The 16211-nt window shown below is 47.7% G+C and carries 15 protein-coding genes; 7 read left to right on the forward strand and 8 right to left on the reverse strand.

The features are described 5' to 3' along the window. Nucleotides 1–195: 195 nt before the first annotated feature. Together EJO50_RS05660 and EJO50_RS05665 are read right to left on the reverse strand one after the other, a co-directional pair. Nucleotides 196–609, reverse strand: a complete 414-nt coding sequence (locus EJO50_RS05660; protein ID WP_125972282.1) for a hypothetical protein — start codon at nucleotides 607–609, stop codon at nucleotides 196–198. Further along, entirely contained in the window at nucleotides 587–1051 is a 465-nt protein-coding gene (locus EJO50_RS05665) for an acyl-CoA thioesterase (RefSeq protein ID WP_125972284.1), read from the reverse strand. The genes EJO50_RS05660 and EJO50_RS05665 overlap by 23 nt, the downstream gene beginning before the upstream one ends. 121 nt (nucleotides 1052–1172) lie before the next feature. Between EJO50_RS05665 and EJO50_RS05670 the strand changes: the two genes are divergently transcribed. After that, the gene (locus tag EJO50_RS05670) at nucleotides 1173–1628 is read left to right on the forward strand and encodes a universal stress protein (RefSeq protein ID WP_125972286.1); all 456 of its coding nucleotides are present in this window, start codon (nucleotides 1173–1175) and stop codon (nucleotides 1626–1628) included. Beyond that, entirely contained in the window at nucleotides 1618–2475 is an 858-nt protein-coding gene (locus EJO50_RS05675) for a radical SAM protein (protein ID WP_125972288.1), read from the forward strand. Before EJO50_RS05670 ends, EJO50_RS05675 begins: the two co-directional genes overlap by 11 nt. Here EJO50_RS05675 and EJO50_RS05680 read toward each other — a convergent pair. Together EJO50_RS05680 and EJO50_RS05685 are read right to left on the reverse strand one after the other, a co-directional pair. Further along, nucleotides 2464–2790 (reverse strand): helix-turn-helix domain-containing protein, encoded by a 327-nt coding sequence (locus tag EJO50_RS05680; RefSeq protein ID WP_125972290.1) that lies wholly within the window; start codon nucleotides 2788–2790, stop codon nucleotides 2464–2466. The two genes, EJO50_RS05675 and EJO50_RS05680, sit on opposite strands and share 12 nt — an antisense overlap. A gap of 1005 nt (nucleotides 2791–3795) precedes the next feature. Further along, nucleotides 3796–4374, reverse strand: coding sequence for a ComF family protein (locus tag EJO50_RS05685; protein ID WP_164521437.1), 579 nt, complete (start codon nucleotides 4372–4374; stop codon nucleotides 3796–3798). 219 nt (nucleotides 4375–4593) lie between these two features. Here EJO50_RS05685 and bioB point away from each other — a divergent pair, with 219 nt between their 5' ends. Then, entirely contained in the window at nucleotides 4594–5586 is a 993-nt protein-coding gene (bioB, locus tag EJO50_RS05690) for a biotin synthase BioB (protein WP_125976314.1), read from the forward strand. Nucleotides 5587–5648: 62 nt separating this feature from the next. On the opposite strand, the gene ggt is transcribed toward bioB, so the two are convergent. From ggt to EJO50_RS05705, 3 genes are all read right to left on the reverse strand, one after another. Continuing rightward, on the reverse strand, nucleotides 5649–7382 hold the full coding sequence (gene ggt / locus EJO50_RS05695) for a gamma-glutamyltransferase (RefSeq protein ID WP_125972294.1): 1734 nt from the start codon (nucleotides 7380–7382) through the stop codon (nucleotides 5649–5651). A 594-nt stretch (nucleotides 7383–7976) separates the two neighbouring features. Further along, nucleotides 7977–8672 carry a hypothetical protein gene (locus EJO50_RS05700; RefSeq protein ID WP_125972296.1) on the reverse strand — a complete coding sequence of 232 codons (696 nt, stop codon included), beginning with the start codon at nucleotides 8670–8672 and terminating at the stop codon, nucleotides 7977–7979. 455 nt (nucleotides 8673–9127) lie between these two features. Then, nucleotides 9128–10096, reverse strand: coding sequence for a recombination-associated protein RdgC (locus EJO50_RS05705; protein ID WP_206434460.1), 969 nt, complete (start codon nucleotides 10094–10096; stop codon nucleotides 9128–9130). Between the two features lie 397 nt (nucleotides 10097–10493). On the opposite strand from EJO50_RS05705, the gene EJO50_RS05710 reads away from it, so the two are divergent. The 3 genes from EJO50_RS05710 (at nucleotide 10494) to EJO50_RS05720 (ending at nucleotide 14499) form a co-directional block, all read left to right on the forward strand. Further along, nucleotides 10494–11468, forward strand: a complete 975-nt coding sequence (locus EJO50_RS05710; RefSeq protein WP_125976318.1) for an extracellular solute-binding protein — start codon at nucleotides 10494–10496, stop codon at nucleotides 11466–11468. Between the two features lie 212 nt (nucleotides 11469–11680). After that, nucleotides 11681–13276 (forward strand): ABC transporter permease, encoded by a 1596-nt coding sequence (locus EJO50_RS05715; protein ID WP_233702179.1) that lies wholly within the window; start codon nucleotides 11681–11683, stop codon nucleotides 13274–13276. A gap of 185 nt (nucleotides 13277–13461) precedes the next feature. After that, nucleotides 13462–14499 carry an ABC transporter ATP-binding protein gene (locus EJO50_RS05720; RefSeq protein ID WP_206434461.1) on the forward strand — a complete coding sequence of 346 codons (1038 nt, stop codon included), beginning with the start codon at nucleotides 13462–13464 and terminating at the stop codon, nucleotides 14497–14499. A 135-nt stretch (nucleotides 14500–14634) separates the two neighbouring features. Here the strand turns inward: EJO50_RS05720 and EJO50_RS05725 are convergent, their stop codons facing one another. Next, nucleotides 14635–15429 carry an SPOR domain-containing protein gene (locus EJO50_RS05725; protein WP_125972298.1) on the reverse strand — a complete coding sequence of 265 codons (795 nt, stop codon included), beginning with the start codon at nucleotides 15427–15429 and terminating at the stop codon, nucleotides 14635–14637. 313 nt (nucleotides 15430–15742) lie between these two features. On the opposite strand from EJO50_RS05725, the gene ndk reads away from it, so the two are divergent. Next, nucleotides 15743–16168 (forward strand): nucleoside-diphosphate kinase, encoded by a 426-nt coding sequence (gene ndk, locus EJO50_RS05730; RefSeq protein WP_046349887.1) that lies wholly within the window; start codon nucleotides 15743–15745, stop codon nucleotides 16166–16168. Nucleotides 16169–16211: the final 43 nt, after the last annotated feature.

The following is a 16211-nucleotide window of genomic DNA, read 5'->3' on the forward strand; positions in this document are numbered from 1 at the left end:
GCTAATAAATTTAATGCCGGCAGAGTGCTATATCTGTTTTATTTATATGCACAAGAGGTGAAAGATTTTTATAGATTTTATTTTTGTGTGTGAAAGGTGGTAAATGGTGTGTTGGCCAATGATTTTTCAGTCATTTGAAGAAAAGCAAGCCTGAAAGAAGTTATGCTTCTTCAGGCTGTTTTAAATATGGGGTGCTTATGATTCAAAGGCAGATTGCAATGCATCCAGTGTAAGATGCCAATGGTTTAGCATATGGCCAAATACAGCCAGCTCGGCATCATTAATAATTTGATCCGATTTGGATAAATCAAGAGCCATCGCAGCAACATGCAGGCGTTTTTTATGGTCACTTACGCTGTCTAAAATAAAGTCGATTCTTTCGCGATTAATCAGGCTAATCCGGCCGTCTTCATCTGCTTCGTCTGAGATGTCATTGCAATAATCCTGTAAAACCTGAATAAAACCCTTGCGGCTAATGCCAATGGCTTCATAAACATGCAAATGCTCTAATTCCTCTAGTTCTTCCGGATTGAAATTGCCATCACAGACCATTTGCATGACTAAAATCCGAGCCATTGCTTCAGGGCTATTGTTCGCGTATTTTTTCATTTTTTTCCTTTAGTTCTTTGAGTGCGTGCTCAAAAGATGCTGGCGCGGGCGCCCGTTTACGTGTTGTATGGTAATCAAAAAAGACAATGGATGTTTTGGCAAGTGCAATTTCAGTCTGATCAATTGCGTGGCTAACCCGGTAATATAAATCAAAACCAATATGACTTAGCTGATCTACAAACAGCGTGATATTGAGCTGATCACCCAAAAAAGCCTCACGCCGAAATTGAATTTCAACATCTGCCAATATAATGCCGGGCTGTGTTGTATTGCCCAGTTCTGTGTGGTTTAAATGTGTTAAAAAGCGAAGTCTGGCCTCGTGAAGCATACCAAGTAATGCCTGATTTGCAAGATGATTTCCATAATTAAGATCTGTAACCCGGACATCCAGCCGGGTTGTGAAATCCGCACCCTCCGGCAGCATTAGTTTAAGTCTGGGCATGGTTGCATCAATGGTGAAATATATAGGCTAACGAGTGTATGCTGAAGCTTTATACAAGGCAACAGGCGCTTGCTGTTAAACTAATTGGGTATATCTGTATTTTTAAATAGGGAGGCTGATCATGTACCAGCGTATTTTAGTGCCGGTAGATAATAGTGATACAAGCGCGGCTGCCATTGTGGAAGGGCGGCGTTTTGCCAGGGATCAAAAGGCGAAAGTAAAGTTGATCCATGTTGTTGATTTAGCTCAGTTTGCATGGAGCGCCAACGAGTTCCTGGACGTGCCGCAATTACAAAATGCATTACGTCAGTCGGGTGAGAAATTACTGGCTGAGCTGGCGGAGGGATTAAGAACTGATGATCTTGATGTAGAAACCGGCTTGCTTGAATCATGGGGAGGGAATCTGGCGTCGGCAATTGTGAATGAAGCAAGTAGCTGGTCGGCGGATTTAATTGTTATGGGGACCCATGGTTATGGCGGATTGACCCATTTATTAATGGGAAGTGTAGCCGAAGGTGTTGTGCATGCGACACCTGTGCCTGTTTTGTTAGTGCGGGCGAAGGCGAATGATAAGTAAGACGCTGCTGCAAGTGGTTGATCACAGCCGGGACAGTGCCGGCTGTGTTTATGTTTATCCCGTTGTATCCCGGCGTGCGGGCGGGGTTTCGGTGGGAATTAATTTAAATCCGAATAATGCCTGCAACTGGCGCTGTGTGTATTGCCAGGTGCCTGATTTAAGCCGGGGCGGCGCACCGGAGCTGAACCTGGATTTAATGGAGGCTGAGTTACATCAGCTGCTGCAGGATATTGTGCAGGGCGATTTTATGCAGAGTCGTGTTCCGCTTGAGGCGCAGCGCTTAAATGATGTGGCTTTTTCTGGCAATGGTGAGCCTACGAGCAGCTTGCAGTTTTTAAGTTGTGTAGAGCGCGTGATTGCAGTACTGAGGCATTTTGATCTGGTCGGCAAAATTAAGCTGGTATTGATTACCAATGGCAGCCAGCTGGATCGGCGGCAGGTGCAAACGGCTTTGAGTTTGATGAAAAACTGTGGCGGAGAGGTGTGGTTCAAGCTTGATCGTGCACCTATGGATGGGTTTTCACAGGTAAATCAGATTTCGCTTAAAAGATCGCAAGTTACCCGACGTTTGCTGCTGGCAGCAAAGCACTGCCCTACATGGATTCAAACCTGTATGTTTGAGATGGATGGTGCGTTACCTAGCGAGCTGCAATTGCAGGGTTATCTGGATTTTCTGCAGGAGTGCATGGCTGAAGGTGCACTTTTGGAAGGGGTGTTGCTTTACGGGCTGGCGCGACCCTCCATGCAGCCGGAGGCGTCAAGGCTGGCCGCAGCCCCTGCTTTGTGGATGCAGGAGTTAGCCCGGCGAATCACCGGGCTTGGGCTGGAAGTAAAATTAAGCCTGTAGTTGGCTGGAGGCAGGCTGCTGGCGCGGTTTTTCTTCGTCATGGGCCTGTGCCGCAGCGCGGAGCGTGTTGTACAGTTCTACACGTTCTTCACGAAGATGCTGAATGATTTGGTAGTCCTCGCGGTTGATTCGCTCCAAATCAATTTGTTCAACATGAACAACGCGCAGAAGCTCTCTAACCGGGCGTGGCATATTCCGCCCGCTTTCGTAGCGGGAGCCACCACTTTGTGTTACCCCGATTTTGCTCCAGAATTCTTGCTGGTTCATGCCTAGTTGTTGACGAACTTCGCGTGGATTGATGGTTTGGTTTTGCATGGTTTTTCCTCTTTGTGGCGCATGCGCGTACTGGGCGCGCTCAGCAGCCTCATGTCATCTGAATGTTGGCGTCATTTTAACGATCTAATTCACAATGCACATGTCACTATTACACGATTAATCCTGTGATAATTTACACAAAAGTAAGGGAACTTATTACACAGCATTTTGAATGAGAAATTTCTGAATGGCTATTTCATTTTTAATAAAAAAGCGAATGAAAATGATTTTTTCTAATTGATGTGTATTATTTTTGCAATTCGGGTTGTTTTGCTTATGTTGGTTATAGTGAATTGTGATATGGGGCGATTGTTGATTGCTGCTCATGATTTAGCTTTGGGGTAATGAAGGCACAAATTGTAATATAAATGTAATAATTATGAGTATGCGTTTTTTTGCCTTAAGGCATGGCTAATAAATGCCTGGTTGCCTCTGTTCTTTATATTTTGCTAGCTAAAATGCCTCGCACGGCTTTGATTTTATAACAGGGGCATTTATATGTTTATGTATCACATTATCATTTTTATATGAAAATATCATTTACTGAAATGTGTGAAAGTGAGTAAAAAAATTTCAAAAAATGATCATAAGATGATATCTATGTATTTATATTCGGATTGGTGTTATATACACCTCAGCAAAAATTTTGACTGATTCGACTTATTATTTGTGCGATTCTATGCAAAGTGGGTGGATTGCTGTTTTGTGTCGTTGGAAAATAAAATGAAATATTGCCTTTATGATAATCCAGGGCGTTTAAACAAGAGAATATAAGGAACGATGCCATTGCTGATGTGTAAGCGTTTGTTAGATTTGGAAAAGCTTGTTTCATTGCAGGAAGCTCTGTCTTGGATGAGGTGCTTGGTTTAGTCGAAATCTAATTTGTGACTAGCAAGTGACGGTCCTTCTTGCACGTATTGATCAATAAAACCAAATACAGGCGGATTGATTTATCGGGCAGGGAGGATGGCCGGTGTTGTCTGCTGGATTTGTGCGTGGGCCGGCTTACAAGGCCCTGGCTAATACCCAGTTATCTACTCTGGCGGCACCTGCTTCTTTTAAGCAGCTTGCTGCAGCATGCAGGCTGGAGCCGGATGTCATTACATCATCAATCAGGACAATATGTTTTCCTTCGATGTTTGATTTTGTACTAAAGGCTTGTTGCATATTCTTATGACGCTCTGCCTGAGACAGGCGTGCCTGGTGTTCGGTATTGATGTGCCGCTTTAGCAGCTCTGGCCTGAGTGTAAGTTGTAGCTGCCTTGCTATTGGTTTTGCCAGCTCAAAGGCTTGGTTGTAACCACGCTCTTTTAGTCGTTCGGGGTGCAGCGGAAGTGGCACAATAAAATCCGGTCGGGCTGCGCTTGATACTCTTTTTAACAGTAACTGCCCCAGCGTGGGAAGAAGTGACCAGTTTTCCGAGAATTTGGCTGCAATAATCAGCTGGGTAATCGGGGCTGTGTAGGCAAAAGCTGCAAGACTGAAATCAAAGGCGGGCGGATGATTTAGGCAGGCTGCGCACAGGCCGCCATCATGGGCAGGCAGGGCGCACTGCGGGCAGAGCGCCTGAGTCAAATATGGCAAGTGGTTCAGGCAGGCCGGGCAAAGCGCGCTGTTTTTACAGCTTGCGGCGCAGAGTGAACAGCTGCATGGCGGTGTACAGTTGTTCAAAAAGTTGATGATAAAATTTGACAACTTAGCGCCCGCTTCAGACAATCACACTTTGATTATGCGTTTTGCCTTGGAAATTACCAGCTTCCTGTGCTGGCCCAAGGCTACCTTTGGATGTCTACGCCCATGACGATGCCTCAAGAAACCCAAGCCCATACCGTTGAATTTAAGCGTTTAACACCTCACCCGGAAAGTGGTGCTTACTCGCTTGATGCGGTGGCCGAGTTGTTTGAGCTGCCTTTTAATGATCTGGTATTTCGCGCCCAGACCGTGCATCGTCAGTATTTTGATGCTAATAAAGTACAGCTTTCAACCTTGCTGTCGGTCAAAACTGGTGGCTGTTCGGAAGACTGCGGCTATTGCTCGCAATCGGCACGCCATGACACGGGTCTTGAAAAAGCAGCGTTGATGAATGCGGATGAAGTGATTGATGCGGCCCGCATTGCCAAAGAGAACGGTGCATCACGTTTTTGTATGGGTGCTGCGTGGCGCGGCCCCAAGACTAAAGATTTAGCTGAAGTTAAGAAAATGATAGCAGGCGTGAAAGCGCTGGGCATGGAAACGTGCGCTACTTTTGGGATGCTAAAAGAGGGTCAGGCCGAAGAGTTACGTGATTCAGGTCTGGATTACTACAACCATAATCTAGATACCTCACCAGAGAATTATGCAAATATCGTGACTAGTCATAGTTATCAGGATCGGCTGGATACGCTGGGCAAGGTGCGTAAAGCGGGCCTGAGTGTGTGTAGCGGCGGGATTGTGGGCCTGGGCGAAACCAGGCGGGACCGTATCGGCCTGATCGCCCAGCTGGCTAATCTGGAACCGCAGCCCGATTCGGTGCCGATTAATAATCTGGTAAAAATTGAAGGCACGCCGCTGGAAGAAGGTGAAGCGATTGATTGGACAGAGTTTGTGCGCATGATTGCTGTGGCACGTATTACCATGCCTAAATCTTTTGTACGTCTGTCCGCTGGCCGCCAGCAAATGCCGGAGGCTATGCAGGCGTTGTGTTTTATGGCGGGTGCTAATTCGATCTTTTATGGCGATAAATTATTGACTACGGGCAATCCCGATGTGAGTCGGGATCGCCGTCTGTTTGCCAAGCTGGATATTCAGCCGCTGTAGGGTGGCGGTAAGGCTTTGTACCTTATCTCATATCAATGCCCCACTTTGCGGCTGAGTTTAAATTACTGTGGTCTTTGTACGATAGCGCTGCCGCCGCCGTGGCGCAGTGGTTCGCTTACGGCCGTGGTGCTGCCATCGCTATTAAACTGCAGGCCATTTGCGGCGCCAATCTGGTCCGTTTCGCTCCATTGATGTCCGAATTGCTCCAGCGCTTTGGCTTGCGGGCTGCCTACAAATTTCAATAGCGTTTCTACCTGGGTTTTATCGCCATTTCTTTGGCTCAGGCGCGGTGCCGCTAATGCATCACCCAGTGGCATGCCAAGGTCGACATGATTCACGATGGTTTGCAAAACGGTGGTGATAATGGTTGAACCGCCAGGTGAGCCAATGCTGAACACGGGTTTGCCATTTTTAAAGGCAAGGGTAGGCGACATGCTGGAGCGCGGGCGTTTGCCTGCTTCGGGCACATTGGGGTGCGGGCCTTTGAAGTTAAAATCGGTCATTTCATTGTTGAGCAAAAAACCCTTGCCTGGTACTACAATGCCGCTGCCGCCCCAGTCTTCGATGGTAAAGGTGTAGGCAACAATATTGCCTTCCTTGTCACTGACTGTCAGGTGTGTGGTGTGTGCTGGCTCGGTAATGAGGCTGACTTTAGCGGGTAGCGGCCGGTGTTGATTATCCTGGAATAAAAACGGATCGCCCTCGCTGGCCTTGCCATGGCTTTGTTTCATGTCGATCAGCTTGGCACGCTCTGCGGCGTAGATTTTAGATAGCAGGCCAGTTTTGGGTACATCAGTATATTCCCCGTCGGCCACATAGGCGTTGCGATCAGCAAAGGCGAGTTTAACCGCCTCTATATACAGGTGCTCGACTTGTTCGCGCGGCATGGATTTAAGATCAAAACCTTCCAGAATATTCAAAGCTTCTGCGACCGCTATCCCGCCTGATGAAGGCATTGCCATGCCATATAAATCAAGGCCACGGTAGGTAGAATGAATCGGCTGGCGCAGGCGTGCTTCATAGTCTTTTAAATCGGCCAGGCTCATTTGCCCGGTTAGTACAGATACACCTGGCTGAACAGGGGGCTGATTAACGGCCTGCATGATTTGTCTGGCAAGTGCTCCTTCATAAAATGCCTTTACTCCGCCTTTGCCCAGGGCGCGATAAGTGGCGGCCAGATCGGGGTTGCGGAAATGCGTGCCAAGCTCTAAGGCTTTACCATCTTTTAAATAAAGAGCCGAGCTGGAGCTGAAGCGGGCAAATTTAGCTTCGTTCACTTTATTGATCCGGTAAAAGTTGGCGTCCACTTTAAAGCCGCTCTCTGCTATCTGAATGGCCGGTTGCAACACCTGGGCCATATTCATCGAGCCATAACGTGTTAATGCCTCATGCCAGCCGCGCACTGTGCCGGGTACGCCCACTGAAATACCGCTTGGTACCACATCGTTCCATTCCATATCTTTGCCCTCTTTTTGATAAATTTGAGGGTTAAAATAGGCGGGGGCAGTTTCGCGTGAATCGATGCTGATAATTTTTTTGTCTTTGGCTGAATAAATCAGCATAAAGCCGCCACCGCCAATACCACAGCTAAATGGGTCTGTGACGCCAAGCGCAGCGGCTGCAGCAACGCTGGCATCAATGGCATTGCCACCAGCATCCAGAATACGCATGGCGGCCTTGCTGGCCGGATCCGAGATGGTGGCTACAGCGCCGCCATAACCTGTAGCTACCGGTTGCTTGGCCCATGCGGGGGCAATCAGAAAGACAATGAGTGTTGTGATGAGTGGCTTATTCATTAAAATCAACTTGGGCTTGAGGAAGCTATCCATGCTACACAGTTCATGATGAACAACGCAGTGAGGGGTTATCGCAAGGGTGCTTAAGCTCGCGTTGATGAAAAAGTTATTTTTTTTGGGGTTTTAAGAGATCTGGCATTTAAAGATTTTTTCGGGTTAATGCCATGGGAGGGTAAAACTCACTGCTGAGTTATTAGAAATAGCTTGAATAGGTTTTCTGGATTATTAACTAATGAAAAGTGAGGAAAATAGTTATGGAAAGTAGATGGTTGATGTTTATTAAAGTTTTTGTCATGTTTTGATATAAGCATACTTGCTTGGTGTGATTTAACTACGTGTTTTTAAAGTAAATATTTTTTTCTTGCGCCTGTAAATATTTCTGTGTAAACGTCTTTGGAATTACTGGTGTCCGCTCAGTGGTCCATCAAATTCTATAAAAAAACGATTTTTGGCAATCCATTGTGGCGCCTGATATGCATTTTCTTCAGAAAGAGGTTGACCAATTAAAGGAATTTACACAGTCTTAGTTACGGGCTCAAAATATGGCCAATATAGGTATTAAACAAATTTAGACATGGTCCCTCTTTCTTTTTGTTATTGCTTTCCAGGAATAGGATGATCTACTGGATAAAAAACGGTGTATTGTGGAGGTTCACTACAGCCAGAGTAATTAAATTCTGTAATAACTCCTTTTGATACAAAGAATTTTTTCTGACAGTTAGCATAATAACCAGAGTAATCATCATACTGAAGAATTGTCTCTGAACCTACTTTCATAGATCTACTAGGAACTCCCCAGCTTTTTATTAAATCATTTGGGCTTTTGCCAACCCAATATTGCCAATTATCCCCTAGCCTATTACCTCTGGTGCTTAATTTTCCCTGATATGCAGGGGCGTTGCGATAGCCAAGAAGAACAGCTCTTTTAGGGCCGTTTACAAAGAAATTACAATTAGTAAAATAAGCATCAGTTGGGCTTTTTGTAAATATGGCTCCAACAGTTTTATTATGATGTAGCGGTTGCGCTAGCATTGTCTGAGAATTAAACGCGATAAGTACCTGACAATCACGCTCCCTCCAGTCATAATAAGTTACTGTGCCAAGTTTATAAATATGATCAGGCTTTCCAAAGTATGAACTAAAATAGTCCGGTGTTTTTTCTGCATTAGTACCCTCTTTAATAGAGTGATAAATTAGTGCTGGGACACTATAGTTTGTTGTTTCTTTAGGGCCTGTTGACGCACACCCTGTAAGTGTAAAAATTGCTAATAAAAATATCAGCCTTAACATAATTTGCTCCCTTTTAAGTTTCTAGAACTCAATTAAATTTGAGATAATAAAACAGTTTTGGGTCATCATATCCCAATGTGTAGTTGGTCCTTGTTCATGGCGATGAATATCATACATGATCTGATTAATCGACTGAAACACACTACATAGTGTGAGCAAAGTCCATTCTCAGCCACGGATACCGCCCAGTTCGCCTCCCGCTGCGAATTTGCGCAGGGCGAATTAATGCCTAACTTTCCTGACTCCAGCTACGGAGCAACGATTTGGTGTTGGGGTATCAATCAGGCCTAGATTGCCCTGCAAAGAGGGCTGAAGATGGTGTTGCGTTCGATTTTCAGGGTTTTGCCTGAAGGGATGCATTTTTAGGGGAGTAGGCTAGGTAATGGCATGCACGGTTTAATAAAATCGCCGAGCTAGGGCGCGCGGCGATTTTATTTTGAATGCTGGCAAAACGCTTAGCTGGCCAGCTCTTCACCCAGCGCGGTGATCAGCCCGGGGATAAACTGGCGTAATTCGCCGGTGGCCAGCGCAAAGCTCGATTCAAACATTGCATCTTGCGTGTCCACATCAGCGTCTTTTAGCTCATCTTGCAGCACATCCAGCATGCTCATGCGTTTGATTTCCAGCTTTTCTGTCAGCTGAAAAGCAATCCGCTCATTCCAGGCCATACCCATTTTGCTGACCAGTTTGCCGGTGGCTAAATGTTGCTTCACTTCATCGCTATGTAAATCTTGGCGAACAAAGCGGGCAATTGCGCCATCGTCCCCAGGGAATTTTAATTCGCAATCGGCATCCAGCTCGAAGGGCTCGGGGACTTCGTTTTCCAGCCAGCTGGTCATGGCAGTTTGTGGGGTGGTTTGTGTTTGAATCAGGCGCGTTGGTAAGCTGCCCAGCGCGTCTCTGAGGCTGACCAGCAGATTTTCTGCTTTGGCGGCAGCGGCGCTATCGACCAGAATCAGGTTGAGTTTTAAATCGATCAGGGCGCGGTGCGTGCTGACACGGGTAAAGGCGCGTGGGCGCAGCTCTTCGGCTACGCGTTCACGAATATCCTTGGCTTCTTTACGGCCAACTTTGCGTGCTTCTTCTTCTTCGATATGGCGGATACGTTCTTCTGCTTCTTGCTTGACCACTACGGCGGGCAGGATTTTTTCTTCAGTTTTTAAACACACCAGAACCATCTCCTGGCGGGCAAAAATAAATTCATCCGGTACATGTGGTGCAGGTGGAATCCAGCCTTGGCTCATTAAATCATGGCTGCCACAGGGAAAAAATGGCTTTTTAATCAGGCTCTCGGCAATTGATTCGGCCGAAAGGGCGTGTTCAGGGCTAAGACGGTAGAGCTGAATATTACGAAACCAGAGCATGGTAGAGACTCGAATAGATGCGGGATAGGGAGTTGTTACTTGCTGAGCGTATATGCTCATAAGGACATGGGTGGGCTTAATTTTCGATAAATTAAGCTTTACTGACATGATTGTCCAGCCAAAAATTTTCCCATAGCATGATGGCTAAAACAGCATGGTGCTTTTTGATGCGGGTCCGATTCTACTATAAGAAAATAATAACTTTATCTAGTGTTTTGCTGGTGGTGGGTTTTTAGCTGTTTGTAAGGGAGTGACCAAGACGCTCAGCTTGAATGCAGTACTCATCGTAAAAGTAAAAATGGCGGGGATGGTGTGGTGCATGCCCGGTATGACGATTACGCTGGCTTAGGGCTTTCTTTCTTGGGCAGTCTGTGTCATTCTTGCGTCGTATTGAGAATGGTTTCCAATCTCTGTGACGTTTGTTCAAATTAAATAAGGAATTCCCGTGAAGCGTCTTATGTTTGCCTCTTTGCTTGCTGCCACCTCCTTTGCTCATGCTGAAAGCGTTACTTTATATTCGGCGAGAAATGAGCAGTTGTTAAAGCCCTTGCTGGATGCGTTTACTAAAGAAACCGGTGTTGAAGTTAAGCTGCTGACTGATAAAGAAGGTCCTTTGCTTGAGCGTTTGCGTGCAGAAGCACAAAACACATCGGCAGATGCCCTGATTACGGTGGATGCGGGTAATTTGTGGCAGGCTTCTAAAATGGGGCTGTTGAAATCGATTCAATCCAATACATTAAACGACAATATCCCCGCACATTTACGCGATCCTAAGGGCGAATGGTATGGCCTGTCGGTGCGTGCCCGGACGATGTTTTTTAATAAGAACAAAGTAAAAACAAGCGATTTATCCAGCTATGAAGACCTGGCTAACCCAAAGTGGAAAGGCAAGTTGTGTTTGCGTACTTCCAAAAAAGTGTACAACCAGTCTTTGGTTGGCATGATGATTGCCCAGTATGGCGAGCCTAAAACCGAGAAAATTGTGCGTGGCTGGGTAGATAATCTGGCAACTGATGTATTTCAGGACGACACCGCCATGCTAAAAGCCATTGCAGCAGGGCAGTGCGAGGTGGGGATTGCCAATACTTACTACTTTGGCCGCCTGATCGAGGCGCAGCCCAATTTACCTGTCAGCATTTTCTGGGCAAACCAGCAGGCTGAAGGCGTGCACGTGAATGTTTCTGGCGCCGGGGTGACGCGCTATGCTAAAAACCCGGCAGGCGCCGTTAAGTTGCTTGAATGGCTGTCGTCAGACAAGGCGCAAAACCTTTATGCAGATAAAGATATGGAGTTCCCGGCCAATCCAAAAATTAAGGCATCACCCCTGGTTGCAGGCTGGGGCCCGTTTAAATCCAATGTAATTAACGTATCTAAAGCTGGAGAGCTGCAATCGACTGCGGTGCGTTTGATGGATAGAGCAGGTTATCGCTAGCAAGTTTATGCGGCGTAAGCGTTACAATTGAATGACGGTAAATTCACGGATAGGAATTGCTCCTTGTAAGCGATAGTAACTCAATTCATAATACGGCACGGGCAAGCAGATTTTCTGGCTTGCCCGTTTCTCTTAGGAAACAAAGCCTTTGTTTTCTATCGGTTTGGCCGCCCCCGCGAGCGGCATTCATAAAGCACTTTAGGTTTTCCTTCATGATGCAAAAACGGTTCTCTAAAGGATCGCTCTACACGCTACCGATTGCTTTACTGACATTAATCCCTTTGCTGGTGGTGCTGTCTTCTTTTTTGTATCCACAGCCGGAAATATGGCAGCACCTTTCCGAATATGTTTTACCCCGCGTACTAAAAAATACCGCCATTTTAATGCTGGGTGTGTCCGTGGGCGTATTGTTGCTTGGTGTTTCTTTAGCCTGGCTGACTGCGGTTTGCGATTTCCCCTTACGGCGGTTTTTTTCCTGGAGCCTGATGCTGCCGCTGTCCATGCCCGCCTACGTACTGGCTTTTGTGCAGGTTGGTTTACTGGATTTTACTGGCCCAGTGCAAACACTATTGCGGGAGTGGATGGGTGACGCATCCTGGTTTCCGCGTATTCGCTCTACGGGCGGCGTAATTCTGGTGCTCACTTTGGCGTTTTATCCCTATGTGTATTTACTGGCTAGAAATGCCTTTTTAACTCAGGGAAAACGCAGCATAGAGGCCGCGCAAATGCTGGGCATGTCGCGGCGCACGGCATTTTTCAGGGTGGCCTTGCCCATGGCGCGGCCCTGGCTGATCGGTGGGGTGTTATTGGTATTGATGGAAACGCTGGCTGATTTTGGTACGGTATCCATTTTCAATTACGACACTTTTACTACTGCAATTTATCAATCGTGGTTCTCCTTATTTAATCTGGCTGCGGCGTCACAGCTGGCATCTATTTTGGTGATGTTTGTGCTGGCACTGGCCGTGGCCGAGCAATGGGGGCGTGGCCGCCGGCACTATGCTGTGCGCAGCGGATCGACTGAGCGGATTGTCTTATATGGTGCGAAGCGCTATCTGGCGCTGTTCTGGTGCAGTATCGTGCTGCTGATTGCGTTTGTGATTCCTCTTGTTCAGTTGCTGGTATGGGTAAAAAGTGTCTGGGCGACGGATTTTGACGCGCGCTATCCGTGGTTTATTTTGCGCTCGATTGCAGTTGGCGGGATGGCAGCGTTGCTGGTGACCGGTTTGAGCCTGATTCTGGTGTACGCCCAGCGTCGTTACAGCGACACGCGCTGGCTGGTACGCATTGCCACTTTGGGCTACGCCGTGCCGGGGACCGTGCTGGCAGTCGGGGTGTTTGTTCCGGTGGCCTGGCTGGATAATTTATTGATTCCTGTTCTGGCTTACTTTGGTGTTGCCACTACGCAAGTTTTTAAAGGTACTTTAGCGGTGATGTTGCTGGCGCTGGCCGCACGTTTTATGGCGGTTGCGTTTGCACCGGCTGATGCTGCCATGCAGCGGATCACCCGTAATCAGGAAGATGCAGCCCGATCCCTGGGCCTGTCATCAAGGCAAGTATTAAGGTGCGTGCACCTGCCGCTACTGCGTGGTGGCCTGCTGACAGCCTTACTGATTTCTTTTGTTGACGTAATGAAAGAAATGCCGATTACCCTGATGACCCGCCCCTTTGGCTGGGATACTTTGGCGGTGCGCGTTTTTGAAATGACCTCGGAAGGTATGTGGGAGCGTGCTGCCTTGCCGAGTTTTTTTATTGTGCTGATGGGGCTGATCCCGGTGATTTTGCTGGTCAGAAAAACCGAGGATTAATGTGAAAAGTCAAAAATATCTGTAGGCACAGAGAAAACCGAAAGAGTGAAAGATCTTTATATGTGCGAGGTGTGATGTAAGTTTTTCTTGTAAGAAACCTTCTTTGTTTTTCTCTGTGTGCTCTCTTTTCGTGCTCTGTGTTCTTGTGTCTACAGAACTTAGGTTTGGTTCTTTTAAGGATTGATATGCTGCAACTCTCTGATCTTGCGATTGCCCTTGGCGGGCGTGCCGTGGTGGAAAATTTATCTTTGCATCTGCAAGCGGGCGAGATTGGTTGCTTGCTGGGTGCTTCCGGCTGCGGGAAGACCACTGTTTTGCGTGCCATTGCGGGTTTTGAAAAGCCAGCCGCTGGTGAAATTACGCTGGCAGGCTATCAAGTCAGCAGCGCCGTTAAAATGCTGCCGCCCGAGCAGCGTCAGATTGGTATGGTATTTCAGGATTACGCTCTTTTTCCTCATCTTACGGTGGCAGGTAATATTGCTTTTGGCTTGCGTGGAGAAAACAAAGCCGAGCAGGGCAAGCGTGTGGCTGAAGCCTTGCAGCTGGTTGGTTTGGCGCATGTTGAACATCGCTATCCGCATGAATTATCCGGCGGACAGCAGCAGCGAGTGGCACTCGCCCGCGCACTGGCCCCGCGTCCGCAGCTTTTGTTGCTGGACGAGCCTTTTTCAAATCTGGATGTCGAGCTGCGCGAAAGGCTGGGGCAGGAGGTGCGGGCCATTTTAAAGGCGGCAGGCATAACAGCGATTTTAGTGACCCATGATCAAAGAGAGGCCTTTGCGGTGGCTGATAAAATCGGAGTGATGACCGAGGGGAAAATCTGCCAGTGGGCTACGCCTTACGATTTATACCACCGGCCGCTTGATCGTTTTGTGGCTAATTTTGTTGGCGAAGGTGTGTTTCTTCCCGGTGTGGTCGCCGAGGGGGATAAAGTGCAGATTGAGTTGGGCGTGATTGATGGCCCAATGCCCGTGAATTGCTGCTTGGGGTGTACTGCCGATGTGCTGGTTCGCCCTGATGATGTATTGCATGATGATGCAAGTAGTACAAAAGCTACTGTGCTGGCGAAGGCTTTTCGTGGTGCACAGTTTCTGTACACTCTGGCTTTGCCATCGGGCCAGAAGGTATTGTCGCTGGTGCCCAGTCACCACAACCATGCAGTCGGCGAGGATATCGGTATCCGCTTAGAAATTGATCATGTGATTGCATTTAAGCGGGTTTGAGTTTACTGGTGCGAGTTGGGGGATTGGTCTGGCAATTGCCGGGTTACTGTTGCAAAAAGGGACAAGGCTGGTTTCGGTAGCAGGATCGAATTGCCGTAAGACTTCGCCGTTGCCGGTATGTTTGAAGTGGCTAATTTAATTGCCACGCACAATCGGCTCAATTCCCATTCGTTTTAGTTTTTCAGCGGCGGCATCGGCGCTGGCTTTGTCTTTGAACGGGCCGATTTGTATGCGGGTTTCTGCATAGGCAGGAATGCCCGCTGCTTTAAGCTGGCTGAGTAATTTGCCGGCATTGGGGGCGTGTAAAAAAACGCCGGCCTGCACGGTAAAGCCATTGGCTGTGTGTTGCGCTGCAGGATAAGGCGGAGTGCTGGCTGTAGCGCTGGCAGGGGTAGAAGTGGTTGCCGTACTTGAGGGATAAGGTGTTGCGCTCCTTTGTGAAGTAGTTGCACTGGCGGGTGTGCGGTAGCCTGATGGCTCGGCAATGCGTAGCGTGCCTTGGGCTGTCTTTTGTGGGGCAGGAGAAGCCTCGGCGACAGGCTCTAACTTAAGTGTTGGTGTGCCGGTTTGAGTGGGTGCTGGGGCGAGGGTGGGGGAGAGTCTGTGTTTTGCGCCTTCAATCAAGCCCGATGCGGCGTTGGATGTAATCGGCGGTTGTGTATTGATTGCGCTGCTGGCTTCGATTGCGGCACTGGCTGCCGGGGGGCTGGTGGGGAGTGGCAATAATACTGGTGCAGGTTCATTGCCCGGTGCAATGAGCGGGGTGGGTGTGTGTAATACAGGGGGCTGTTCGCTTTGCTGGTCCAGCCAGTGAATGCCAAAGAGCGACAGCATAATTAATGCGGCTGCAATGCCGAGCCGCCATGCTAGCTGAACTTTTAGGCGGCGTTGGGATTCTTGCTGCAAGATAGGGTCGAGTGCGTCATTCATTGCTTGATTTCGCTTGAGTTATTCTTGGTGCCCGCTGACTATTTTTACAAGGCTTGGGTTTTAAATAAGGCCAGTTCATCAGCCGGTTTCGGTTGAGTTTGTTATAATGCCCGGCTAATCCAATTTCTACGGGCTAGGAACCAGGTTATAAAGGCCAGTTTTTTTCCTGTTACCGATTGAATTTATATATAAAAAAAGCTTTCGGGCTTACTGAATGCCTCGTGCCTAGTTTGCGTAATTTGCAAGCAGGCTAGCCGACTTTTTTCTACGCTGCAAATATTTTGCTTATTAGAACCACCCTCTGGAGAAATACATGACTATTGAACGCACACTTTCTATTGTTAAGCCTGATGCAGTTGCTAAAAATGTAATCGGTAAGATTTACGATCGTTTCGAATCAGCAGGTCTTAAGGTTGTTGCTGCCAAGATGAAACAACTGTCCCGTGCTGAAGCGGAAGGCTTCTATGCCGTACACGCTGCCCGCCCTTTCTTTAACGATCTTGTGAACTTTATGATCTCTGGTCCGGTCATGATTCAAGCGCTTGAAGGCGAAGGGGCTATTTTGAAAAACCGTGATCTGATGGGGGCTACCAACCCTAAGGAGGCCGCTGCTGGCACAATTCGTGCCGATTTCGCTGATTCTATTGATGCAAATGCAGTGCACGGTTCTGATTCTGCTGAAAATGCGGCAATTGAAATTGCTTACTTCTTTGCCTCATCCGAAGTTTACAGCCGCTGATCTTCATGGTCTGACAGGCCTGTTTGTCAGGCTATTGCAGAGA

This window comes from Iodobacter ciconiae (assembly GCF_003952345.1).
Taxonomy (GTDB): Bacteria; Pseudomonadota; Gammaproteobacteria; order Burkholderiales; family Chitinibacteraceae; genus Iodobacter; species Iodobacter ciconiae.